Annotated in this window: 21 protein-coding genes and 1 tRNA gene; 4 read left to right on the top strand and 18 right to left on the bottom strand. The window is 59.2% G+C overall.

Annotated elements, in window-relative coordinates; translation table 11 throughout:
- Positions 1-100 precede the first annotated feature (100 nt).
- The 3 genes from FHP24_RS01560 to FHP24_RS01570 all read right to left on the bottom strand — a co-directional run bounded on the left by FHP24_RS01560 (position 101) and on the right by FHP24_RS01570 (position 3818).
- On the bottom strand, positions 101-1723 hold the full coding sequence (locus FHP24_RS01560) for an ABC-F family ATP-binding cassette domain-containing protein (RefSeq protein WP_139671927.1): 1623 nt from the start codon (positions 1721-1723) through the stop codon (positions 101-103).
- A 384-nt stretch (positions 1724-2107) separates the two neighbouring features.
- Entirely contained in the window at positions 2108-3577 is a 1470-nt protein-coding gene (gene tig / locus FHP24_RS01565) for a trigger factor (RefSeq protein ID WP_139676071.1), read from the bottom strand.
- A 156-nt stretch (positions 3578-3733) separates the two neighbouring features.
- Positions 3734-3818: transfer RNA gene (locus FHP24_RS01570), tRNA-Leu, on the bottom strand.
- A gap of 640 nt (positions 3819-4458) precedes the next feature.
- Here FHP24_RS01570 and FHP24_RS01575 point away from each other — a divergent pair.
- From FHP24_RS01575 to trmFO, 3 genes are all read left to right on the top strand, one after another.
- Positions 4459-4605 carry a DUF1127 domain-containing protein gene (locus tag FHP24_RS01575; RefSeq protein ID WP_112454806.1) on the top strand — a complete coding sequence of 49 codons (147 nt, stop codon included), beginning with the start codon at positions 4459-4461 and terminating at the stop codon, positions 4603-4605.
- A gap of 255 nt (positions 4606-4860) precedes the next feature.
- Complete coding sequence (locus FHP24_RS01580) at positions 4861-5004, top strand: DUF1127 domain-containing protein (protein WP_119940433.1); 144 nt, start codon at positions 4861-4863, stop codon at positions 5002-5004.
- A gap of 177 nt (positions 5005-5181) precedes the next feature.
- Positions 5182-6591 carry a methylenetetrahydrofolate--tRNA-(uracil(54)-C(5))-methyltransferase (FADH(2)-oxidizing) TrmFO gene (gene trmFO, locus FHP24_RS01585; protein WP_139671930.1) on the top strand — a complete coding sequence of 470 codons (1410 nt, stop codon included), beginning with the start codon at positions 5182-5184 and terminating at the stop codon, positions 6589-6591.
- Here trmFO and FHP24_RS01590 read toward each other — a convergent pair.
- The 4 genes from FHP24_RS01590 to yajC form a co-directional block, all read right to left on the bottom strand.
- Positions 6569-7093 (bottom strand): hypothetical protein, encoded by a 525-nt coding sequence (locus FHP24_RS01590; protein WP_246091565.1) that lies wholly within the window; start codon positions 7091-7093, stop codon positions 6569-6571. The genes trmFO and FHP24_RS01590 overlap by 23 nt on opposite strands.
- Positions 7094-7168: 75 nt before the next feature.
- Positions 7169-8023 (bottom strand): phytoene/squalene synthase family protein, encoded by an 855-nt coding sequence (locus tag FHP24_RS01595; protein WP_139671933.1) that lies wholly within the window; start codon positions 8021-8023, stop codon positions 7169-7171.
- A gap of 1 nt (position 8024) precedes the next feature.
- On the bottom strand, positions 8025-8411 hold the full coding sequence (locus FHP24_RS01600) for an Mth938-like domain-containing protein (protein WP_139671935.1): 387 nt from the start codon (positions 8409-8411) through the stop codon (positions 8025-8027).
- A gap of 113 nt (positions 8412-8524) precedes the next feature.
- The gene (gene yajC, locus FHP24_RS01605; protein ID WP_139671938.1) at positions 8525-8878 is read right to left on the bottom strand and encodes a preprotein translocase subunit YajC; all 354 of its coding nucleotides are present in this window, start codon (positions 8876-8878) and stop codon (positions 8525-8527) included.
- Between the two features lie 186 nt (positions 8879-9064).
- Between yajC and FHP24_RS01610 the strand changes: the two genes are divergently transcribed.
- Positions 9065-9937 carry an ATP-binding protein gene (locus tag FHP24_RS01610; RefSeq protein WP_180355853.1) on the top strand — a complete coding sequence of 291 codons (873 nt, stop codon included), beginning with the start codon at positions 9065-9067 and terminating at the stop codon, positions 9935-9937.
- 74 nt (positions 9938-10011) lie between these two features.
- Here the strand turns inward: FHP24_RS01610 and FHP24_RS01615 are convergent, their stop codons facing one another.
- The 11 genes from FHP24_RS01615 to FHP24_RS01665 all read right to left on the bottom strand — a co-directional run bounded on the left by FHP24_RS01615 (position 10012) and on the right by FHP24_RS01665 (position 22203).
- The gene (locus FHP24_RS01615; RefSeq protein WP_139671944.1) at positions 10012-11574 is read right to left on the bottom strand and encodes a LysM peptidoglycan-binding domain-containing M23 family metallopeptidase; all 1563 of its coding nucleotides are present in this window, start codon (positions 11572-11574) and stop codon (positions 10012-10014) included.
- A 123-nt stretch (positions 11575-11697) separates the two neighbouring features.
- Entirely contained in the window at positions 11698-12339 is a 642-nt protein-coding gene (locus FHP24_RS01620) for a protein-L-isoaspartate(D-aspartate) O-methyltransferase (RefSeq protein ID WP_180355951.1), read from the bottom strand.
- 8 nt (positions 12340-12347) lie between these two features.
- Complete coding sequence (surE, locus tag FHP24_RS01625) at positions 12348-13118, bottom strand: 5'/3'-nucleotidase SurE (protein WP_139671950.1); 771 nt, start codon at positions 13116-13118, stop codon at positions 12348-12350.
- An 11-nt stretch (positions 13119-13129) separates the two neighbouring features.
- Positions 13130-14410, bottom strand: a complete 1281-nt coding sequence (serS, locus tag FHP24_RS01630) for a serine--tRNA ligase (protein WP_139671953.1) — start codon at positions 14408-14410, stop codon at positions 13130-13132.
- A gap of 51 nt (positions 14411-14461) precedes the next feature.
- Positions 14462-15283, bottom strand: a complete 822-nt coding sequence (gene tatC, locus FHP24_RS01635; RefSeq protein ID WP_139671956.1) for a twin-arginine translocase subunit TatC — start codon at positions 15281-15283, stop codon at positions 14462-14464.
- Positions 15280-16095 carry a Sec-independent protein translocase protein TatB gene (gene tatB / locus FHP24_RS01640; protein ID WP_139671959.1) on the bottom strand — a complete coding sequence of 272 codons (816 nt, stop codon included), beginning with the start codon at positions 16093-16095 and terminating at the stop codon, positions 15280-15282. The genes tatC and tatB overlap by 4 nt, the downstream gene beginning before the upstream one ends.
- 33 nt (positions 16096-16128) lie before the next feature.
- Complete coding sequence (locus FHP24_RS01645) at positions 16129-16341, bottom strand: twin-arginine translocase TatA/TatE family subunit (RefSeq protein ID WP_112507697.1); 213 nt, start codon at positions 16339-16341, stop codon at positions 16129-16131.
- A 155-nt stretch (positions 16342-16496) separates the two neighbouring features.
- A complete protein-coding gene (scpB, locus tag FHP24_RS01650; RefSeq protein WP_246091658.1) occupies positions 16497-17192 on the bottom strand; it encodes an SMC-Scp complex subunit ScpB in 696 nt (231 codons plus the stop codon).
- A gap of 29 nt (positions 17193-17221) precedes the next feature.
- The gene (locus FHP24_RS01655; protein WP_139676072.1) at positions 17222-18025 is read right to left on the bottom strand and encodes a segregation and condensation protein A; all 804 of its coding nucleotides are present in this window, start codon (positions 18023-18025) and stop codon (positions 17222-17224) included.
- 66 nt (positions 18026-18091) lie between these two features.
- Entirely contained in the window at positions 18092-19108 is a 1017-nt protein-coding gene (nagZ, locus tag FHP24_RS01660; RefSeq protein ID WP_139671965.1) for a beta-N-acetylhexosaminidase, read from the bottom strand.
- Positions 19109-19185: 77 nt separating this feature from the next.
- Positions 19186-22203 carry an SPOR domain-containing protein gene (locus tag FHP24_RS01665; RefSeq protein WP_139671968.1) on the bottom strand — a complete coding sequence of 1006 codons (3018 nt, stop codon included), beginning with the start codon at positions 22201-22203 and terminating at the stop codon, positions 19186-19188.
- Positions 22204-22234: the final 31 nt, after the last annotated feature.

Genomic DNA, 22234 nt, shown 5'->3' on the forward strand with positions numbered 1-22234 from the left:
TCTAGCTAGGGAGCAGCGATGATCGATCAAGGCAATTTTTCCGCATGATCGGCAGATAAAAATATCCGCCGATCACGTTTTTCGTAAATCGCGTCGCAAATCAGGCGACGAGGCCGGGCGCCTCGTATCCGGTGCGCTCGACATATTCGCGGTAACCGCCGTCATATCGATGAATGCCGTCGGCAGAGACTTCCAGCACGCGGTTTGAAAGCTCCGACAGGAAGTGGCGATCATGGCTGACGAAAAGCATCGTGCCTTCGTATTCAGACAGTGCGTTGATCAGCATTTCCTTGGTGTCGAGGTCGAGGTGGTTGGTGGGCTCGTCGAGCACCAGAAAGTTCGGCGGATCGAACAGCATACCAGCCATGACGAGCCGTGCCTTTTCGCCACCCGAAAGCACCCGGCATTTCTTCTCGACGTCGTCGCCTGAAAAACCGAAGCAGCCGGCCAATGTCCTGAGTGCGCCCTGGCCTGCCCGCGGAAACTCTGCCTCCAGCCATTCAAAGACCGTCTGTTCGCCATCGAGCAGGTCCATAGCGTGCTGGGCGAAATAACCCATCTTGACGCTGGCGCCGATCGCGACCGACCCCTGATCGGGCTCGGCCGAGCCGGCAATCAGTTTCAACAAGGTCGATTTTCCGGCGCCGTTGACGCCCATGATGCACCAGCGCTCCTTGCGGCGGATCGAGAAATCGAGCCCGTCATAGATCGTCTTGCTGCCATAGGCCTTGTGTACACCCTTGAGGTTGGCCACGTCTTCTCCCGAGCGCGGCGGCGCCTGGAATTCGAAGGCAACCGACTGGCGGCGTTTCGGCGGTTCGACACGCTCGATCTTGTCGAGTTTCTTCACACGGCTCTGGACCTGGGCGGCGTGGGAGGCACGTGCCTTGAAACGCTCGATGAACTTGATTTCCTTGGCAAGCATCGCCTGCTGGCGCTCGAACTGCGCCTGCTGCTGCTTTTCGTTCTGCGACCGCTGCTGCTCGTAAAATCCGTAGTCGCCGGCATAGGTGTTAAGCGAACCGGCATCGATCTCGATGATCTTGTTGACGATGCGGTTCATGAATTCGCGATCGTGCGACGTCATCAGCAATGCGCCGTCATAGCCCTTGAGGAACTGTTCGAGCCAGATCAGGCTTTCGAGATCGAGATGGTTAGACGGTTCGTCGAGCAGCATCACGTCGGGGCGCATCAGCAGGATGCGGGCGAGCGCCACGCGCATCTTCCAGCCGCCAGACAGCTTGCCGACATCGCCGTCCATCATTTCCTGACTGAAGGACAGGCCTGCGAGCACTTCGCGGGCACGGCTTTCCAGACCGTACCCGTCGAGTTCCTCATAGCGCGCCTGAACTTCACCGTAACGCTCGATGATGGCGTCCATCTCGTCGATGCGATCGGGATCGACCATGGCGCTTTCCAGCTCGCGCAATTCGGCTGCGACGGAGCTGACAGGCCCTGCGCCGTCCATGACCTCGGTGACGGCGCTGACGCCCGACATTTCACCGACATCCTGGTTAAAATAACCGATCGTAACGTGCTTTTCGACAGCGACTTGACCCTCATCGGGTATTTCGCCGCCGGTGATCATGCGGAACAGCGTCGTCTTGCCGGAACCATTCGGCCCTACGAGACCGATCTTCTCGCCGCGATTGAGCGCAGCCGACGCCTCAATGTAGAGAATACGGTGGCTGTTCGACTTGCTGATATTTTCGATACGGATCATGACTGCCGGTGTTCCTGAAGGAATTCGGCCTGCCTTATGTCATGGGATGATGGTAATGTCGCCGGGTTTCGAAGAAAAACCGTTCTACTCGCCCGGATGATGATTCGGTCGTGTCTTCTTTTCTATATAACGCGAATAGAAGGCGACCGCGAGGCCGAGCGCTCCAATGAGCAGAGGTAGGATATACCAGAAGAAAAATGCAGAAGACATCACGACCGCAAGCCTCCCAAGATGATACGACCAGCTAGATGTAATACGAGCGCACCGAAAATATAACGTGAAATCACATTAATCTTTGCAGTAGAGCCGTTTCAAGCCAACATATAATGCAAAAGGCCAGGTCGTTTCCGACCCGGCCTCTCTCAATTTGCGTATCCGAAAAGATTATTCGGCGCTGTCTTCAGCGGCCTTCTTCTTCGGTGCAGCCTTCTTCTTCGGAGCTTCTTCGCCTTCCTCAGCTTCAGCTTTTGCCTTCTTCGGCGCAGCCTTCTTCTTGGCCGGCTTATCGTCGCCTTCGGCTTCGTCGTCAGCCATCAGCTCTTCCTTGGTGACGGTCTTGTCGGTGACCTTCACTTCGGTAAGCAGCTTGTCGATAACCTTCTCTTCGAAGATCGGGGCGCGCAGCGAGTTCGAAGCGCCAGGCGTGTTGCGGAAGAAATCGAGGATTTCCTTCTGCTGGCCCGGGAACTGCTGAAGCTGTGCGTAAAGCGCGCGCTGCAGTTCTTCCTCGGTGACTTCGACGCCGGCCTTTTCGCCGATTTCGGAGAGGACGAGGCCGAGACGAACGCGACGTTCTGCAAGCTTGCGGTATTCCGCGCGAGCTTCCTCCTCGGTCGTTTCTTCGTCTTCGAAGGTCTTGCCGGACTGGGCGAGATCGGTGTTGATCTGGCGCCAGATATTGTCGAACTCGGCGTCAACGAGGCCCTGCGGGGTATCGAACTGATACATTTCGTCGAGCTGGTCGAGAATCTGACGCTTCACCTTCTGGCGTGTCAGGTTACCGTACTGGCTTTCGATCTGGCCACGGACGATTTCCTTCAGGCGATCGACAGATTCGATGCCGAGCTTGGAGGCGAGTTCGTCGTTGATTTCAACTTCACCAGCAGCAGCAACGTCCTTGACGGTGATGTCGAAGGTGGCTTCCTTGCCTGCAAGATTTGCGGCCGGATACTGTTCCGGGAAGGTTACCGTGATGACCGTCTCATCGCCAGCCTTGACGCCGACCAGCTGGTCTTCGAAGCCTGGGATGAACTGGTTGGAACCGAGAACCAGCTCGGCATCTTCGGCAGCACCGCCATCAAAGGCTTCGCCATCAACCTTGCCGAGATAGTTCATGGTGACGCGGTCGCCGTTGGCGGCCTTGCCCTTCTTGGTCTCGTAGGTACGAGCGCTTTCGGCGATCTTGAGGATCTGCTCGTTGACTTCGTCTTCAGCGATTTCGACGACTTCACGGGTCACCGTGATGTTGTCGGTCGGCTTCAGCTCGATCGGCGGAATAACTTCGTAGGATAGCGTGAACTCAAGATCTGCCTGTGCAGACAGGATCTTTTCTGCTTCGTCCTGGTCCTCGGTCATCGAGATCGACGGCTGGGTCGCCGACTTCTCGCCGCGCTCGGAGAGAATCGTGCCCGGACGGTCGCGGATGATCTCGTTTACGAGATCGGCCATGATCGACTTGCCATAGGTCTTCTTAAGATGCGCCAATGGCACCTTGCCCGGACGGAAGCCGTTGATGCGGACCTTATCCTTCGCGTCGGCGAGGCGCACGTTCAGCTGTGCTTCCATCTCCTGCTTCGGGATGACAACTTTGATTTCGCGCTTCAGCCCTTCAGCGAGCGTTTCGGTAACCTGCATTTTCAAACCTTCATATCGTGGCGGCGGTGCCTGACCATCCGGCATCTCCAGCCGTTCAACAGTCAGCACCCGCCGGAACTTCAAAGAGACCAGCTGCGGCATTAAAGGCGCCGGTCGTTCGCCTGTCTTTGGCTCAAGACCACACCTTGGCGGTGCTGGTGCGGGTAGAGAGACTTGAACTCCCACGCCTTGCGGCACCAGAACCTAAATCTGGCGTGTCTACCAATTTCACCATACCCGCGCCCCAAACCGCATCGAAATACCTCGTCGCCAGAGGCCTTCCGGAGCGCGCGTCTCTATAACATCGGTTTTCTTGCACGCAAAGGAAAAATGACAGCGACCAAAGAAGACTTCCCGCCGGCTGAGAGACCGAAAGATTATCACTTCGCCGGTGATTAATAGCGCCACCACGAAGCAGCCGGGCCGGCAAAAATAGCCATGCAGTTCAAGCATGCCATCCATTCAGCGTTTGCAGTGCACAACTTCCTTGTCTTTCTATAGGTTCAGCCCAACAAACGAAGCGGAATGCAGAACCGTCGTAGTTACCTGCAAAGAGGCTTCACAAGCGGATTTTCCGCAAGGAATTCGGGGCACGCACTCCTCCTCCCAAGCGTGAACCCGTGTAGACTGGCGATACTCCTCCTCCCATTCGCCGGTCACCCATATGACGCCCACCGGATCTCCTCCCCCGGTGGGCGTCGTTCGTTTCAAGCCCACCTTCATTTTTTGAGCATTATCGCGGCAGCAGCCATTATGCCGGAATGCACCAGACGCATAGGTGGCATACCTAACGGGCGCTGTTTTTTGTGCAGAAGAACATTTAAAACGATTAGCAGATGAAGAGGGCGGAGATGACGCCCACAGGGCAAAGGATCCCCACAATGAGCATCGCAAAGAAATTCAACGACTGGCGCAAGTACCGCGAAACCATTTCCGAGCTCGGCCGCATGACCGATCGCGAACTTGGTGACCTCGGCATCGGCCGCGCCGACATCCGTCGCGTAGCCCGGACTGCAGTCGGCTTCTAATTCAGCCTCGACTCTCCAGTCGATAAAAAGCGCCTCCTTCGGGAGGCGTTTTTCGTTTGTGCATTTTATTTAGCCTCAAAGATCTGATCTCCGCTTATTTTTCGCGCATCGCTCACAAAAGCGACAATTCACCGCACAAATGCATGGCAGTTGCACACTATTTGCACTGCACATTATTATTATTCGCGCGTATAAGAGGTGCATCGCCGGGGCCGATAACGAGCGCCGGAAAAAGACGACTTTGAGGAAACCACCATGAACCCGATCCGCATCGCCAAGAACTGGGTCAGCTACCGCCGCACCATGAACGAGCTCGGCAACCTGTCGAACCAGGCCCTTTCAGACATCGGCCTGACCCGTTACGACATCCGCAACATTGCTGCTCGCTCCTTCCGTTAATCCCCAACGGATTGCGGTATCCCAACCGCGCAGGGTGAGCAGGTCTAGCGACCGAAATGCCCAAGGATGATCAAAGGCACCTTCTCAGGTGCCTTTTTGATTCCAGCGCCAAGTTGATTTCGAATCGGTCTCCTTTTTCATTCCTGTCGGCCGCGGCGCATGATAATGACGCGCCCCATGACAGAGACATCCTATTCCCCCATTCACGTGATCGGCGGCGGCCTTGCGGGTTCCGAAGCAGCCTGGCAGATCGCACAGGCCGGCATTCCGGTCATCCTGCACGAGATGCGCGGCGTTCGCGGCACCGATGCCCATCAAACGGACGGCCTTGCCGAACTCGTGTGCTCCAACTCCTTCCGCTCGGACGACGCAACGGCGAATGCCGTCGGCGTGATCCATGCCGAGATGAGACTTGCCAATTCGCTGATCATCGCGTCAGCAGACAGACATCAGGTTCCGGCGGGTGGCGCGCTTGCAGTCGACCGTGACGGTTTTTCCGATGCGGTGACGGCTGCAATCTCCGGCCACCCGCTGATCACCGTCGTGCGCGAGGAAATCCAGGGCCTGCCACCGAAGGAATGGGACCTCGCAGTGGTCGCCACCGGTCCCCTCACCTCGCCTTCGCTTGCCGCTTCCATCCAGTCAGAGACCGGCGAAGACCAGCTCGCCTTCTTCGACGCGATCGCACCGATCGTGCATCGTGATTCGATCGACATGGATATCTGCTGGTACCAGTCACGCTACGACAAGGTCGGCCCCGGCGGCACGGGCAAGGATTATATCAACTGCCCGCTCGACAAGGATCAGTATGAAGCCTTTGTCGATGCACTGATTGCCGGCGATACAGTCGGCTTCAAGGAATGGGAAGGAACGCCCTATTTCGATGGCTGCCTGCCGATCGAGGTGATGGCGGAACGCGGCCGCGAGACGCTTCGCCACGGGCCGATGAAACCAATGGGTCTCACCAACGCGCATAATCCGACGGTCAAGGCCTATGGCGTGGTGCAGCTTCGCCAGGACAATGCGCTTGGCACGCTCTACAATATGGTCGGCTTCCAGACAAAATTGAAATACGGCGCCCAGGCCGAAATCTTCCGGATGATTCCGGGCTTGCAGAATGCCGAGTTCGCCCGTCTCGGCGGGCTGCATCGCAATACCTATATCCAGTCGCCGATCCTGCTCGACCGCTCGCTGACGCTGAAGAGCCGGCCAGGGCTGAGGTTTGCTGGCCAGATCACTGGTTGCGAAGGATATGTGGAAAGCGCCGCGATCGGCCTGCTTGCAGGGCGATTCGCTGCAGCGGAGCGCAAGGGCGAGCCATTGACGCCGCCGCCTGCGACAACGGCGTTCGGCTCACTTCTCGGCCACATTACCGGCGGCCATCTCATCCACGACGAAGAACCCGGCAAACGATCCTTCCAGCCGATGAATATCAATTTCGGACTGTTTCCGGAACTAGAGCCCGGCTCGATCGTCAAGCCCGAAGGCGTCAAGCGCTTCCGTGGCAAGGACAAGACGATCATGAAACGGCAGCTCATGTCGGCGCGAGCGCTGAAAGATTGCGCTAGTTGGCTCGGTCTGGCGTAGTCGCATCACCATCGGCGGCGGCCATTTCCGGGCCGCCGGCCTTTTCTTCGGCACGAGCTTCATCTGCGACAGCATTCCTGTCGGCGACGCTGACATAGTTATCGAGCAGCCAGAGAGAAACTTCGGCAGCTTCCTTCTCATTTGTGAAGATGAAATTGCCGTTCAGGGTCGGCGCATCGAGGAATTCGGCAGAGAAACCCTTTGCATCCGGTAAAGGCAAGATCCGCACGCGTCCCGGCTGAATCAGATGGCAGGCGTAGTGATTGCGCCGGTTGCGCATGAAGCCCGTCTTATCATCATGCAGACGAACGAAGACGTCGCCCTCTTTCGTAGCATGAAGACTGCGGATCGCCTCTTCGGGAAACGCGCGGCCAAATTCAAGGATTGCCGTTCCCACATCATGCTGCCCTTGGTCATCGTTCTTCCGGGCAATTCGCCTTATATAAAAAACGAGAATTAGAATCAGCGCGACGATCGTTATCCAGATGACAAGGGCACTCAAACTGCTTCTCCTAGGCACAGCAGGTGTTTGGGTTGCATAGTGCCTAGCGTGTGAGGCTTGCGCGAGTGTTGCCGATCAGAGGCGACGAAGTATTGCCGCTTTCATCATCCGGATCTGGCGACGCCATTGCGCCTGCTGCAGGCCGCCGGAAGTCGCGCGGGCGCCGATTTTTCTCGCAGCCTTCAAAACCTGTTCCGACAGCGCGACCGGCAGGAAAGCGGGAAAGAGCTGTGCCGGGATAGGGCCAGCGCGGCGCGCCTTTTCCAGATGGTCCAGCCCCAGTCCGGCAAAAGCCTCGATTGCTCCCGAAATACGCGCCTTGTCCTCGCCGGCAAGAAAGCTTTCACGATCGAGACCAGTTGCAGAGAGAATATCCAGGGGCACGTAGACCTGTCGCCGGCGGCTATGGATCGGCAGAAGCATGAGCAAGCCGGCTATCGACTGCGCCACACCCGCATGTCCGGCGGCGTCGGCCGACTGCACAGCGGCCTGCGGAGACAAAACGAGACCCGCCAACTGGATCAGCGCCGATGCGGTTTCGCCCGAATACCCCTCCAGCGCATGTCTGTCCGGCAGAGGGTCGTCGTAAAGATCGAAGATACGCGCTTCGGTCATGGCGACCAGCGTCTGACGAGGCAGACGGTAACGATCTATGGTTTCCAGCAGCCCGACCGCCACCGGATTCCCCCCGGTATCACCTTCAGCGCTGCCTTCCAGCAGATCTCGCCACCATTGCAGACGGATTTCACCGGGTAGTGGTTCGCGTACGACATCGCGAACACGGGCAATCTCGGCATTAAACGCATAAATAGCCGCGAGCGCGCCCCGCTTGTCCTCCGGCGACAGGAGACAGGCCAGATAGCGGTCGCGATCCGTCTCCCGCAGCATGGCGAGGCAAAGCGCAGCATTGTCGGAGGATGTGCCGGTCATATCAGACAGCAATGAGAGCGACCGCAACAGCGCGGGACTCGGCAAGCATGATGTTGAATGTGCGCACGGCGGCGCCGGTACTCATCGGATCGGAAGAAATGCCTTTCGCCTTCAGTGCAGCTTTCACGTCAGCGGGTATCGGCCTCAGATTTGCTCCGAAACCCACCAGCAGCACCTCGATTTCGGATGCTTCGGCCAGAACCTGCTCGAGAGAAGCGATAGTGAGGGCATCGCCCTCCTGCATATCCCAGCCATGAATGCCCGATGGCAGGCAGAGGATGGAGCCGCGATGGGACATGTCGGCAAAACGAAAGCCGCCATTGCCATAGGCATCGATCGGCGCACGGCCCGGGAAATGGGCGTCTCGAATTTCGATGCCTTTCGCCATGGGCTCGGCTTCCTTCCAGAATGATTTTGCCCGGATCCAGTCTCCGTCGAGCCGACGAAAACGATCCGGGCAACCGTGTACCCGGCCTGATAACAAGCCGGTGAAATCTACCGTTACTTGGAAGGGATTTCGGTCTTGACCGGTTCGCCCTTGACCTTCACTTCGGCGATATAAGTGCGCATTGCACGAACCTTGACGCCTTCGGCGATCTCGATTTCGAGCTCGTTATCGTCGATGACCTTGCTCACCTTGCCCATCAGGCCGCCACCGAGAACCACCTGGTCACCACGACGGACAGCGTTCAGCGTTTCCTGGCGCTTCTTGGCCTGGGCGCGCTGCGGACGGATGAGGAAGAAATACCACACCACCATCAGGGGTGCGAAAAGCATGACCATCTGGAGGATGGAATCAGTGCCCGAGGGGGCTGCTGCGCCACTCGCCTGGGCGAATGCTTCGGTAATAAACATCGAGAAACTCCTAAAACTATCGGAGACTCCCCGCCCCCGTTCAAGCCGCCGGAATATAGTTGCGATGGCCCGGAATGCAACAGAAAGCGGCACTTGGCCGTACCGAATCCACGGCTCAACGCCTTTCTATGCAATGACGAGCGTGTTACCCGGCCTGAAACCACGAAGAAAAGAAAGGGAAGCGTGATGAGCGACGACATAAACGCGCAGGTGCTTGCCGAAATCCGGCGCCTTGCAGATGCGGTCGAGCGTCTCGCGGGACCGCCGCCTGCCGTCAACGACTGGAATGCTGCCGACTGTTTCGTCTGGGTGCCGGCAAACCTGAAGCTTCAGCCGGTGCCGCGACCGAACCGCATAGCCCTCACGCTGATCCGCGGCGTGGATCATGTCCGCGACATCCTGCACGAAAACACGCTCCGTTTCGCCGAGGGGTATCCGGCAAACAATGTCCTGCTCTGGGGCGCGCGCGGTATGGGGAAATCGTCTCTGGTCAAGGCTGTCCATGAGGACGTGCGTTCAGTAACCGGCGTCTCGCTGAAGCTTGTGGAGGTCCATCGCGAGGATATCGCCTCGCTGCCCGGCCTGCTGGATATCCTCAAATCGTCGGCGCAACGTGTCATTCTCTTCTGCGACGACCTGTCCTTCGACCATGACGACACCGCATACAAGTCGCTCAAGGCCGCGCTCGACGGCGGCATCGAAGGGCGGCCGGACAATGTCCTGTTTTATGCGACGTCCAACCGTCGTCACCTCCTGCCCCGCAACATGATGGAGAACGAGCAGTCGACGGCCATCAATCCATCCGAAGCCGTCGAGGAAAAGGTCTCTCTTTCCGATCGTTTCGGCCTTTGGCTCGGCTTCCACAAATGCAGCCAGGACGACTATCTGGCGATGATCGACGGTTATGCGACGCATTTCGAGCTTGGTCTCGATCAGTCAACACTGCATGCGCAGGCGCTCGAATGGGCGACCACGCGCGGCGGCCGCTCCGGCCGCGTCGCATGGCAATATATCCAGGATCTCGCCGGCCGAATGCGCAAGCCACTGGATCGCATCTGAGAATAACCTACTGCAAGACGCAAAAAAGCCCGGCACTGCCGGGCTTTTTCGTTGTCCCCTTGAAACGCACTACATTACTCAAGGAAAGTATTCGGATTGACCGGGGTGGCGTCCTTGCGCACCTCAAAGTGAACCTGTGGGCGCTGCGCGTCGCCGCTCATGCCGGACGCTGCAAGCGTCTGGCCACGGGTGACCTTCTGGCCGCGGGTAACGTTGATCGCGCTGGCATGGCCGTAAACGGTGACCTTGCCGTCGTCGTGGCGCACGAGAACGGTGTTGCCAAGCTGCTTCAGACCGTTGCCGGCATAGATGACGACGCCGTTTTCAGCAGCCTTGATCGGCGTGCCTTCCGGGACCGAGATGTCGATGCCATCGTTGCGGCTGCCGTTGACGTTCGATCCGTAGCCGGCGATCACTGCGCCGTTGACCGGCCAGCGATACTTGTCGATGCCCGTGGACTGCGGAGCCACGGACGCCATGTCGGACTTCTTCTCGACTTCGCTCAGGGATGCATTTTCCGCAGCCGCCGGCTTTGAAGGCGAAGCAACTGCAGGCTCGACCTTGGCCACAGCTGGCTGCGGCGCTGCAGCCTTCGGCGCTGCCGGCATCTGCTCGGCAGGCTTCTGCGGAACAGATGCAGTACGCACAGGATCCGTTGCCGCACCAGCGTTTGCGACCTTCAGCGTCTGGCCGATGCGGACGGTGCCGTCGGTCATGCCGTTTGCCGCTTTCAGCACATCGACGGAAGTGCCGGTTTCCCGGGCAATTTTCGTCAGCGTATCGCCGGGCTTAACCGTATATGTGCCGCCGAGCGGCTTGCCACCGGGAGGCGTGAGCTTGCCCGGTTCGGCGAACGACTTGTCGCGCGACGGCAGGACCGCAAGCTTCTGCTCGGACTGATTGCCCGGTGCAGGTGCATTTTTCTGGAGATCGATATCGCCGGCTGCCGTCTTGGCGGAATTGCGTGCAGGACCGAAAGTCGGAATGACGACCGACTGGCCGGCAGCGAGCGCGCCGCCATTGGCCCGAAGGATTTCTTTTTCCGGAACGCCATAACGGTTTGCAAGCGTCTTTGCCGTTTCGCCCGGCTTCAGAGTGATGCGCGGCGCATTGACGGTCGACCAGCCGGACATCGGCTTGACCGTACCGGTGGTCAACTCGTCTGCATTCCGAGCAGGCGCTTGTGCAAGCGGACGGTTTCCAGACTGCTGTTGCGGGAAAGGCTGCGCCATGGCCTGCTGACGCATCTGCTGACCGGAACCCGAAACAGGCGGAAGCTCACCCGGAGCGGAAAGCTCGGAACGCTGAACGCTGGAGGGAGCCGAAGCTACGCGCGCCGGAGACGAATAACCGCCCGAAGCCGGATAAGGCTGCGCCGAAGCAACGTTATTCGAACCGTATTGCGGCTGCATGCCCTGGGATGACGAAACATCTCCACGCGGAACAGGCGCCTGACCGTATGCACCACCACCCTGCCGCTGCGGGATGGATGCCGTGGTCATGTTGTCCGTACCGTCGAACAGACCGGAAAAACGCGTGGCGTCCGAGCTGCAGCCCGTCGCAGCACTGGCCAGCAAGGCTGCCGCTGCGAACTTTACAACGGATGTACCGAACTTGGATGAACTCTTAAAACGCATTGACTCGACCTACTCATGACGCAACCATCATGAGAGTCATTAAAGCCTGTTAGTCTTACTGGCAGGTTAAGGCACCGCACCAAAAGTCGGTATTTTGTCAAATTGCTAACCATGCCCGACGCGTCAGAGGGCGACGGCGATATGCGGAACCATTGGGAGATAGGGAGCCGGGAAGAGATCTTCCCGCTCGAATCGGCTGCCGGTTTTCGTCAGGCGCGTCATTAGACATGTCTCGTCGTCGATGATCAACGGCGCGATCATCGAACCGCCATGGGTCAGCTGATCGGCATAGAAACGCGGCAATGTCGTAAAGGCGGCGGTGACCAGAATGCGGTCGAACGTGCCCTCACCCGGCTGGCCGTTGCTGCCATCGGCCTGCCTGATGATGACGTTGCGAAGACCGAGCGCGTCCATCCGGGCATTGGCGGCCGTGACCAGTGTGCGATACCGCTCGACAGTGGTGACCCGTTCAGCAATCCGTCCCATCACAGCAGCGGTAAAACCGCTACCTGTGCCGATTTCGAGCACGCGATGGCCGGGCTTTACCTGCAGGCGATGCAGAAGGCGAACAGCGAGGTCGGCACCTTCCATGAACGCGCCGCAGTCGATCGGAATCGTGCGACTGGAATAAGCCTCCTCGGCAAGCGGGGCCGGCACGAACTGGGAGCGGGGCGTCTGTTCCACGGCGGTCAGAAGGTCGAGATCGGAAATGCCTTCGGCACGAAGCCGCAAGACCAACGCAGCAAAACCTTCCTTCTCGACCATTCCGGTTTTCAAGCGTCGACTCCGAATCCCAATGCCGATGCAAGGCGATCTTGAACCGAATAGTCGGTCAGGTCCAGCTTCAGCGGCGTCACGGAAATCTTGTTCTGCTTGAGTGCCTGGATATCCGTTCCATCACGGAAATTACCCTTCCGCTCGGAAAATTTCAGCCAGTAATAAGGACGGCCGCGGCCATCCTCGCGCGCATCGATCAAAAGGCCGAAATCGAGCTTGCCCTGCGAAGTGACCTCGATGCCCTGCACTTCTTCCGGAGCGCAATGCGGGAAATTGACGATGAGGAACGTTCCATCCGGAAGCTCGACCTCGATCAGTTTGCGCAGCAGATCCGACGCGTACGCCTCGGTCACGTCCCAGGGCGTGAAACGGCCATTCTCCTTGCGAGCAGCCTGGCTGAGCGCGATCGATCGAACACCCTGAAGCGTGCCTTCGATCGCGCCTGCAACGGTACCGGAATAGGTAATGTCATCGGCCATGTTGCCGCCGTCGTTGACGCCCGACAGAACGAGATCGGGCTTGCCGCCCATGATCTCGCTGATCGCCATGATGACGCAATCCGTCGGCGTGCCGCGCAGCGCATAACGTTTATCGTCGATCTTCCTCAGCCGCAGCGGTTCCGAAAGCGTCAGCGAATGCGCCAGACCACTCTGGTCCGTCTCCGGCGCAACGATCCAGACGTCGTCGGTCAGTGTCCTTGCGATCCGTTCCAGAACCGCAAGGCCTTCCGCGTGGATGCCGTCGTCGTTGGTGAGGAGAATGCGCATCCGATCTGTCCTTATGCCTTTTCGATTTTCGTCAGGCCGCCCATGTAGGGCAAGAGCGCATCCGGAATTGTGACCGAACCGTCTTCGTTCAGGTAATTTTCCAGAACCGCGATCATGCAACGGCCGACAGCCGTGCCGGAACCGTTGAGCGTATGAACGAAACGCAGCGCCTTCTCGTCCTTGACGCGATGACGGGCGTTCATCCGGCGCGCCTGGAAATCGCCGCAGACCGAGCAGGACGATATTTCGCGGTAAGCATCCTGCCCCGGCAGCCAGACCTCGATGTCATAGGTCTTGCGGGCGCTGAAGCCCATGTCGCCGGTGCACAGCGTCATGGTGCGGAAATGCAGGCCGAGTCGCTTCAAGACGTTCTCGGCGCATTCCGTCATGCGCTCGTGCTCGGCAACCGCGCTCTCGGCATCGGTGATCGATACCAGTTCGCATTTCCAGAACTGGTGCTGGCGCAGCATGCCGCGCGTATCGCGCCCGGCAGAACCGGCTTCCGAGCGGAACGACGGCGTCAGCGCGGTAAAGCGAAGCGGCAGCTTTTCCTGATCGAGGATTTCACCCGAAACGAGGTTGGTCAGCGTCACTTCGGCCGTGGGGATGAGGTAACGGCCGTCGGTCGTCTTGAACAGGTCTTCCTCGAACTTCGGCAACTGGCCGGTGCCGAACATCGCCTCGGCCTTCACCATCAACGGCGAAGAGACTTCCGTATAACCATGCTCCATCGTGTGCATGTCGAGCATGAACTGGCCGAGCGCGCGTTCCAGACGGGCGAGCTGGCTGGTCAGCACCGTGAAGCGCGAACCTGAAAGTTTTGCGGCGCGGTCGAAATCCATATAGCCGAGCGCTTCGCCGATTTCGAAATGCTCCTTGGCCGGATGGTTCCAGCGCGGCTTCTCGCCAAAAACGCGAGCGACGACATTGTCATGCTCGTCCTTGCCGACCGGCACGTCATCGAAGGGGATATTGGGAAGGCGCGACAGGACATCATCGAGAGCGGCGATCGCCTCGCGCTCCTCCTGCTCGGCGGCAGGCATGGTGTCCTTGATCTGTGCAACTTCGGCCTTGAGCTTTTCCGCCAGTTCAAGGTTCTTCTGCCCCATGGCGGCGCCGATCTCCTTGGAGGCGGCGTTGCGGCGGGACTGCATGTCCTGGAGCCTCTGGATCACATTGCGGCGGCGTTCATCCATCGCCACGAGTTCAGCTGCAATAGGCACGGCGCCGCGCTTTTTCAGCGCCTCGTCGAGAGCCTGTTCGTTTTCACGAATCCATTTGATATCGAGCATAATTCCTAGCCTTCAACGCGAGATGCCGCGCGCATCAGGCCAGGAAAATCCTCAAGCCTTCTCGGTCTCGGCGACGTCCGAGGAGGATTCTTCGGTCTCAGAATCCTCTTTGCGTTTGCGCTCGACGAGTCGCGCGGCGTAGATGGAAATCTCGTAGAGAAGGATGGTCGGTATGGCAAGACCGATCTGGGACATCGGATCCGGCGGTGTCAGGATCGCCGCGGCGATGAATGCGATAACGATCGCATACTTGCGCTTTTCCCTCAGCCAGTCGCTTGTCAGAAGGCCGACACGGGCGAGCAGCGTGGTGACCACAGGCAACTGGAACACCAGCCCGAAGGACAGGACCAGCGTCATGATCAGGCTCAGATATTCCGACACGCGCGGCAGAAGCGAAATGCCGACTTCACCTTCGGTCGGCGCCTGCTGCATGGCAAGGAAGAACCACATGACCATCGGAGTGAAGAAGAAATAGACCAGCGCGCCACCCAGAAGAAACAGGATCGGGGACGCAATCAGGAACGGCAGGAAGGCCGAGCGCTCGTTCTTGTAGAGGCCGGGTGCGACGAACTTGTAGATCTGCGAGGCGATCACCGGAAACGCGATCACCAGCGCGCCGAACATCGCAACCTTCACCTGGGTGAAGAAGAATTCCTGCGGCGCTGTGTAGATGAGTTCGGACTTGGCAATATCCAGTCCCGCCCAGATGACAGCCCATTTATAGGGAATGACGAGCAGGTTGAAGAGCTGCTTGGCAAAGAAGAAACAGACGACGAAGGCGACAAAGAACGCGCCAATCGACCACATCAGGCGGGTGCGGAGCTCCATCAGATGTTCGATGAGCGGCTGCGGCTTGTCCTGGTAGTCGCTCATGCTTCGTCCTTCGGAGTGTCAGTCTTTTTTACGGCGCGCTTTCGTGCAGACGCTTTCGTAACCGGTGCCTCAACGGCAACGGATGCAGTCTCGACAGCCTTTTTCGGCGCAGCCTTAGCCCGATTCGGCTTTTCAACGGCAGGAGCGGTTTCGGTGATCTTCGCCTTGGAAGCTGCGGAGGTCCTGACAGACTTGCTGGCCGCCTTGACTTCGCCTGCAGCCTTGACCGGGGCTTTGCGTGGTGTGCGAACCTTCGCGCCGGGTTCAGCCGGGACCGAAACAGCTGCAGCAACAGGCACCACCGGGGCTGCGGGCTTTGTCTCGGTCACAACCGGCGTCGGCGTCACCGATGCAACGGCAACGGCCGGAGCCTTTGTGGCGGCAGACGGCTCGACACTCACCGGAACCTCGGGAGCGACAGAGGCCGGCTCGGCGCCTTCGATTGCCTGCTGCGCCTCGACATCCGCCGGCGCAAGATCGGTCGTGTTGTCAGCGAGAGGGTTCGGGATCTGCGTCGCCTTCTGCAGATCAGACTTGAGATCCTGTCCCATCTGTCTCAGCGGATTGATCGCATCACGCAAGGCATTGGTCGGATTGAGCTTCTGCGCATCCGAAATCGTCTTGCGGACGTCATCCATATCCGCTTCGCGCAAAGCTTCATCGAACTGCGCACGAAAATCACCTGCCATCTTGCGGAAATTGGCAGTCATCTTGCCAAAAGCCCGTATCATCGGCGGCAGGTCCTTGGGACCAACCACGACAATGAGTACGACTGCAATGACGAGCAGTTCGGTCCAACCGATATCAAACATGCAAAGAAGCTCCTGAAACCCCTTGCCCGACCATTAAGAGCGGGTGGTTTCTTTCGCCTCGTCAGCCTTGTGGTCGACGGTCTTCGCAGTGGTCGTTTCAGGAGCGTCTTCGTCGGTCATACCCTTCTTGAAGCTCTTGATGCCCTTTGCGACGTCACCCATCAATTCCGGAATCTTGCCACGTCCGAACAAGACAAGCACGATGACCAGAACGATCAGCCAATGCCACACACTGAAAGAACCCATTAGTCCAACTCCAATTCGAATTAGACCCCGATGTAAGCGCTTTGTGGCGCTTTTTCAAACAGCAAATTTGCATGATACATCTGTAATCACGTGGTCGTTAGCGCCATGCGGGATCATTGATCGCCGCCACACGCTCCGCGATACATGTCAGAGAGTTAATCGTCGGAAGCGCCGCCGGGGCTCAGCAGACCCAGCTCCTCGAGATCGAGCTGGGTGATCGGATCCTCTTCATCCGAGAGATCCGAATCCGCTCCCGGCATCGGGATATGGAAACCGGGCGGAATGCGGCCGCTCAACAGACCGGCTCCCTTCAACTCTTCCAGTCCCGGAAGATCGCGCAACTCCTCGATGCCAAAGTGATCGAGGAAATCCGTCGTGGTACCGAGCGTGACGGGGCGACCCGGCGAGCGCCTGCGTCCGCGAAACCGGACCCAGCCGGCCTCCATCAGCACGTCCAGCGTACCCTTGGATGTCTGGACGCCGCGAATATCCTCGATTTCCGCACGGGTCACGGGCTGATGATAGGCGATGATTGCCAGCACTTCGAGTGCCGCGCGCGAGAGCTTCTTGACCTCATTGTCGTCCTTGCGGATGACGAAGGAGAGGTCGGCAGCCGTGCGGAAAGCCCAGCGATCGGCCATGCGCACCAGATTAACGCCTCGACCGGCATAGTTTTCGGCAAGCCGAACCAGCAGCGCCGCAATATCCGTTCCCTGAGGCAGCCTATCGGCCAGGAAGCTTTCTGGGACAGGTTCGGCCGAGGCAAAGATCAGTGCTTCGACAATGCGTTCGGCTTCAAGGTCGGAGAAGTGCGAATTCTGCCCACCTTCCAAATCACGGTCTGGATGCATGGTTGTTTCAATTTCGTCGGTGACGGATGTCATTCTCCACCTCCCGGCGTCTGCGCAGACCGTGCAGGATTGCCGCTGCGAAGGTATATCGGCTGGAAGGCGCCGTCCTGGCGGATTTCCAGCTTGCCCTCGCGCACAAGTTCCAGCGATGCCGCAAAAGCACTCGCAGTCGCCGTTACCCGGTCCTCCGGCGGCAGATATGGGAGAAGATAAGTCTGCAGCGCCGTCCAGTCGGCGATCTCACCGAGCATCCGCGTCAAAAGTTCGCGGGCATCGACCAGCGACCAGACCTTGCGCCGTTCGATCGTCACCTGGGTAATGGCCGTGCGTTGCCTCAGGTTGGCATAGGCGGAAAGAAGATCATATAGGCTGGCGTCATAGGCGGACTGCACGCGGGTCGGGATATGTTCCGGCGCACCGCGGGCAAAGACGTCACGACCGAGCCGGTTTCGGTTGACGAGCTGGTTCGCCGCTTCACGCATGGCTTCAAGCCGTCTCAGACGGAAAGCAAGCGTTGCCGCCATCTCTTCGCCGGTCGGGCCGTCGTCGACCTTTACCTGCTGCGGAATGAGCAGCCGGGATTTCAGATAGGCGAGCCAGGCGGCCATGACCAGATAATCGGCCGCGAGCTCGATGCGCACGCGTCGGGCGCTGTCGACGAAGAGGAGATATTGCTCCGCCAGCGCGAGCACAGAGATGCGGGACAGGTCCACCTTCTGGCTACGTGCCAGATGCAGAAGCAGATCGAGTGGACCTTCGAATCCGGCGACGTCAATGACCAATGCCGGGTCGTCGGCAGCACGCTCGGAGACGTCCTGCCAGAGCTTGTCCATCGGAATGGCGCCCTGCCCCGAATTCACCGCCAATCCACTTCACCTCTCTCGTTCTGCGGTCCCTCGTCAGGCGACCGCCAGCATGTCATGGAATTCCGTGCGCAGCGCGTGTTCGTCGGAATTGTCAGGCGCCGAAAAGCCGCGCTCGACGGCTTCAGTGCGCTGCAAAGCCTTGCCAGACAGAGGTACCACTTCCTTCACCACGGCCTTCATTTCGTCCATGAAGCCGTTGCAATGCAAGACAATATCGCAACCTCCCCCCATGATTCGTTCAGCTCGTTCGCCGATCGTGCCCTTCAGGGCGTTCATCGAGGTATCGTCGGAGATCAGCAGGCCATCAAAACCGATATGGCCGCGAATGACCTCTTCGATCACAACCGGCGAAATGGTCGCCGGGTCCTGATTGTCATAGGCCGTGAAAACGATATGCGCGCTCATCGCCATGAGTTCGTTCTTCATCGCGACGAAGGGTCGGAAATCATGCGCTTCGAGTTCCGCGCGCGATGCGGTGACGACCGGCAATTCGTGATGGGAATCGGCCATGCCGCGGCCGTGGCCCGGTATGTGCTTCATCACCGGAAGCATGCCGCCCGCTTTGAGGCCATCGGCCGCCGCCTGCCCCATCGACGCCACTGCCTGGGGATCGAAACCATAAGCCCGGTCACCAATGACATTGCTGGCGCCTTCCACAGGCACGTCGAGGACGGGAAGGCAATCGACCGTCACGCCGAGTTTCAGAAGATCGAATGCGTGCAGGCGCGACATCAGCCATGCGGCACGCAATCCCTTTTCCTTGTCTTGCCGGTAGATTTCTCCGAGCGCCGCGGCAGACGGATATCGGTCGATCATCGGCGGACGGATGCGCTGCACGCGCCCGCCTTCCTGGTCGATCAGAACCGGCGCATCCGGCCTGCCGACCGCATCACGCATCGAGGCTACGAGATCGGTGATCTGCGGCAGTTCCAGGCAGTTGCGGGCAAACAGAATGAAACCCCAGGGCCGTTCGTCACGATAGAGCGAAATTTCGTCGGAGGTCAGCGTGGCGCCGCTCGCGCCGAGGATCATGGCTTTCGATACACTCATGTCAAATTATCCAATGTGAAGAACCCAACGAAAAACGGGGCGCCACGCGCCCCGTCTGTCTCAGTCTGATTGCCGATTTAGCGTGCCACGAGGCAGCTGCCGCCGGCCGCACGATATTTTTCGCAAAGCTCCACGGCCTGATCCTTGCTGCCGGCCGGGATGCGGACGCGGTAGAAAGTGCCTTTGCCGGCGATTTCAGCCGACTTGATATCGACGCCACGACCACCGATGACACTGCCGAACTTGCCCGACAGGCTCTGGTAGGATCGCTGCGCATCTGCCTCGGACGGCAGCGAAGCAATCTGGATCACATAACCGCCGTTGCCGAGGGATGCGACCTGCGTGTTCTGTGCAGCGGGCGCAGCAGGTGATGCCGACGTGGCGGCAGGTGCTGCAGCCGGGCGGACATTGCCCTGCCCGCTAACGCTTGCGACGACATTGGCAGGCGGCGCCGAGGGACGGGTGGCAGGAACTGGAGCACGCTCAGCGGGAGCCGTATCAGCCAGCTGCTCTATCGCTGCCGGGGCCTGGGCTGTAACCGGCACGGCCGATGCGGCACCTGCCGGAGCGGATACAGGAACCAGACCGGTCGAAGGAGCGGCAGACGCCGGGGCCGAAGTCGGGAAGGCTGCAGCCGTCTGTGCTGGAGCATCGGTTCTCACCGGAGCTGCGGCAATCTTTTCTGCAGCGGCAGGTTCGATTTCCTGCTCGACCAACTTGCCGTCAGCGCGAACGATCATCGTCTTGACCTTGCGCGGCATGACAGTCACGGGCTGCTGTTCGGCAGCCTGCTGCTGATCCTGCGGCAGAAGACGTGGATCTTCGGTATCCGCAACGTCGGTCATCTGGACATCGTTTTCGCCTTCCAGCGGAAGCGTGTCCGGCATCAGGGTCTTCTGGACCACATCGACCGGTTCTTCGCTGCTGGAAATCAACTGCTGCTGCTTGGGAGCGCCAGATCCGGCACCGGCAACACGATCATAAACAGCCTTGTCCTGGTTGGGCACAGTCTTGCCGCCCGGATTTGCCGGAGCGACCTTGACCGGCTCGCTGTCGGCGGCAATCACCACCGGCTCACCATTGCCGGCGAGACCCGTGGCAGAGCTGCCAAACCAAGCGTAAGCACCGGCTCCGCAAATGGCCAGGACGCCAACGGCAGCGAGAGGCGCGATCCAGCGACGCACGGGCGCACGCGCCTGCTCCTCATCGACGTTCTGCTCATAGTCTTCGGCCGCGGCATAACGCTCGTTGGCCGGCAGAGGCGTTGCCAGGCTGCGACGGAAATCTTCTTCCAGTGCCCGCTCGAAGTCATCCAGATCCGCATAAACGGATTTCTGGGCAGCCGGAGCGGCTGCCGGCTGCTGTGCGGCGCTTCCGCGTTGAATCGATGGCACCGTCTCCGGCGCCTCCAGCAGAGAGGCAAGTTCCGCGTCGATATCCAGGTCGAAATCGTTGCGATAGACCGGCTGCTCTTCCTTTTCCTCGATAGGAAGGACGGGCACGTCGAGCTCGGCGATCACTTCCGGCTGTTCTTCCGATTCGGCGATCAGGGCCGGATCGAACGGAACATCGTCTTCAGGTTCGGCATCGCCAGGACGCTGCGAATCGAATGCAGCCTGAGCGTTGAACGCGGCAGCGTAAACAGGGGCCGCAATCGGGGCTTCGACTGCCTGCGAGATGACAGGCGCCGGAGGTGCGGGCGCCATGACCGGAGCAACCGATACGGCCGGTCGGCTTGCGACAACAACAGGAGCCGCAACCTTGTTATTTTCTTCGACCACCATGTCGGTGAGATCAAGTTCGAGATCGTCGAGTGCCAGCTCGAAGTCGAGATCGGCAAACGGATCAGCCGAATCATCGAGAGATGTGACCGGAGCAACGGATGCCACCGGAGCAGCGACCTGCGGTGCAGGAGCTACATTCAAGTTATCTTGTGCCGGCATAGGAGCAATGTCGGCAGCCACATCGCTCTGTACCGCCGCAAACGCCGGGACATCTAACTGGGGCCGGGCGGAATAACGATCCACGCCGTAAAGAAGCTCATCCAGTTCAGAGAACTGATTCTTCTCCACCCGCACGCCCGATTCGGCGGAGGCTGGAGAAACATTCGCGGCGATCGACTCAGCCGGGCCGGCCAATGGAATATCCATCTGGGGCATTGGCATTGCCGCGACAACAGGGGCAGCAACAGATACGGCGGCCACGCTCGAAACCGGCGCAGAAACATTCCAGCCATCGAAAGAGACGGGTTCGATCTTGGTCGGAGCGATCTGCTGTTCTTCCTTCGTCTCCACCCGCTGATGCGAAGCGACGCCGGCACCGGACTGGAAATTGGCAAGCGGCATACGGAAGCTTGGCGTATAGCCTACACCCTTGCGCTTGGCGTCCGCGACAGAAGGCTGAGCCTCGGAATGTCCCGACTGAACCGGGACAAGCGGCTCGGCGGCGATAGAGGTCTCCAGTTCTGCGGCCAGATCGAAGTCATCGAAGGACACATCAGGCTCTGCAGCAGTTGCCACCAGAGGTGATGGAACCTGATCAACGGGATCGGCAAGAACTTCAGCGACTTTTTCCGCATCTGTTTCCAGCGCGAAGGCAGAAAGCTCGTCTTCGACGGAAGCATGAAAAGCCGCATCATCAAGGCGGTGATCGACAAAATCGTTTTCAGGGGCCGAAGCCGGGGCCTCATACGATGCATCTCTTACCGTCCACTGTTCGAGCGGATGGTTCTCTTCACGGTGCTCATCTTCGCCTGCCGGCTCTTCAAAGCCAGGAGTAAACAGAGGGCGTGCATCGAGCACGGGTTCCGCGGAAGCATCGTCGAACGCAGGCATCGACGGCACCGAGACATCGAGATCATCGGCAGGATCGAGACGCGGCGCGTCGTAACGCTCGAACTCCCGCAGAAGCTCATCTTCAAGATTGAAGACAGGATCGGTCCGCTTTGCCGCTACTGGCTCGGCAGCCACCGGCTCCGGGTTGGCAACAACCCGATCTTCGTAACCGACAATCCGCGCCAGTTCCGCCAAAGGGTCACCATCAGCAAAGAAATCCGGTACGTCATTCCGGCTACGCGCAAGGTTGTTTTCTGCCATGACCTCGTCCACTCACCTACATTACTACGCT

Origin of the sequence: Aliirhizobium smilacinae, assembly GCF_006335145.1 — a bacterium.
Lineage (GTDB): Bacteria > Pseudomonadota > Alphaproteobacteria > Rhizobiales > Rhizobiaceae > Neorhizobium > Neorhizobium smilacinae.

Excerpts from the sequence above, each read along its gene's own strand:
- FHP24_RS01560 (WP_139671927.1), bottom strand. The coding sequence starts at position 1,723 with ATGATCCGTATCGAAAATATCAGCAAGTCGAACAGCCACCGTATTCTC.
- tig (WP_139676071.1), bottom strand. The coding sequence starts at position 3,577 with ATGCAGGTTACCGAAACGCTCGCTGAAGGGCTGAAGCGCGAAATCAAA.
- FHP24_RS01575 (WP_112454806.1), top strand. The coding sequence starts at position 4,459 with ATGAGCATCGCAAAGAAATTCAACGACTGGCGCAAGTACCGCGAAACC.
- FHP24_RS01580 (WP_119940433.1), top strand. The coding sequence starts at position 4,861 with ATGAACCCGATCCGCATCGCCAAGAACTGGGTCAGCTACCGCCGCACC.
- trmFO (WP_139671930.1), top strand. The coding sequence starts at position 5,182 with ATGACAGAGACATCCTATTCCCCCATTCACGTGATCGGCGGCGGCCTT.
- FHP24_RS01595 (WP_139671933.1), bottom strand. The coding sequence starts at position 8,023 with ATGACCGGCACATCCTCCGACAATGCTGCGCTTTGCCTCGCCATGCTG.
- FHP24_RS01600 (WP_139671935.1), bottom strand. The coding sequence starts at position 8,411 with ATGGCGAAAGGCATCGAAATTCGAGACGCCCATTTCCCGGGCCGTGCG.
- yajC (WP_139671938.1), bottom strand. The coding sequence starts at position 8,878 with ATGTTTATTACCGAAGCATTCGCCCAGGCGAGTGGCGCAGCAGCCCCC.
- FHP24_RS01610 (WP_180355853.1), top strand. The coding sequence starts at position 9,065 with ATGAGCGACGACATAAACGCGCAGGTGCTTGCCGAAATCCGGCGCCTT.
- FHP24_RS01615 (WP_139671944.1), bottom strand. The coding sequence starts at position 11,574 with ATGCGTTTTAAGAGTTCATCCAAGTTCGGTACATCCGTTGTAAAGTTC.
- FHP24_RS01620 (WP_180355951.1), bottom strand. The coding sequence starts at position 12,339 with ATGGTCGAGAAGGAAGGTTTTGCTGCGTTGGTCTTGCGGCTTCGTGCC.
- surE (WP_139671950.1), bottom strand. The coding sequence starts at position 13,118 with ATGCGCATTCTCCTCACCAACGACGACGGCATCCACGCGGAAGGCCTT.
- serS (WP_139671953.1), bottom strand. The coding sequence starts at position 14,410 with ATGCTCGATATCAAATGGATTCGTGAAAACGAACAGGCTCTCGACGAG.
- tatC (WP_139671956.1), bottom strand. The coding sequence starts at position 15,283 with ATGAGCGACTACCAGGACAAGCCGCAGCCGCTCATCGAACATCTGATG.
- tatB (WP_139671959.1), bottom strand. The coding sequence starts at position 16,095 with ATGTTTGATATCGGTTGGACCGAACTGCTCGTCATTGCAGTCGTACTC.
- FHP24_RS01645 (WP_112507697.1), bottom strand. The coding sequence starts at position 16,341 with ATGGGTTCTTTCAGTGTGTGGCATTGGCTGATCGTTCTGGTCATCGTG.
- scpB (WP_246091658.1), bottom strand. The coding sequence starts at position 17,192 with ATGCATCCAGACCGTGATTTGGAAGGTGGGCAGAATTCGCACTTCTCC.
- FHP24_RS01655 (WP_139676072.1), bottom strand. The coding sequence starts at position 18,025 with ATGGACAAGCTCTGGCAGGACGTCTCCGAGCGTGCTGCCGACGACCCG.
- nagZ (WP_139671965.1), bottom strand. The coding sequence starts at position 19,108 with ATGAGTGTATCGAAAGCCATGATCCTCGGCGCGAGCGGCGCCACGCTG.
- FHP24_RS01665 (WP_139671968.1), bottom strand. The coding sequence starts at position 22,203 with ATGGCAGAAAACAACCTTGCGCGTAGCCGGAATGACGTACCGGATTTC.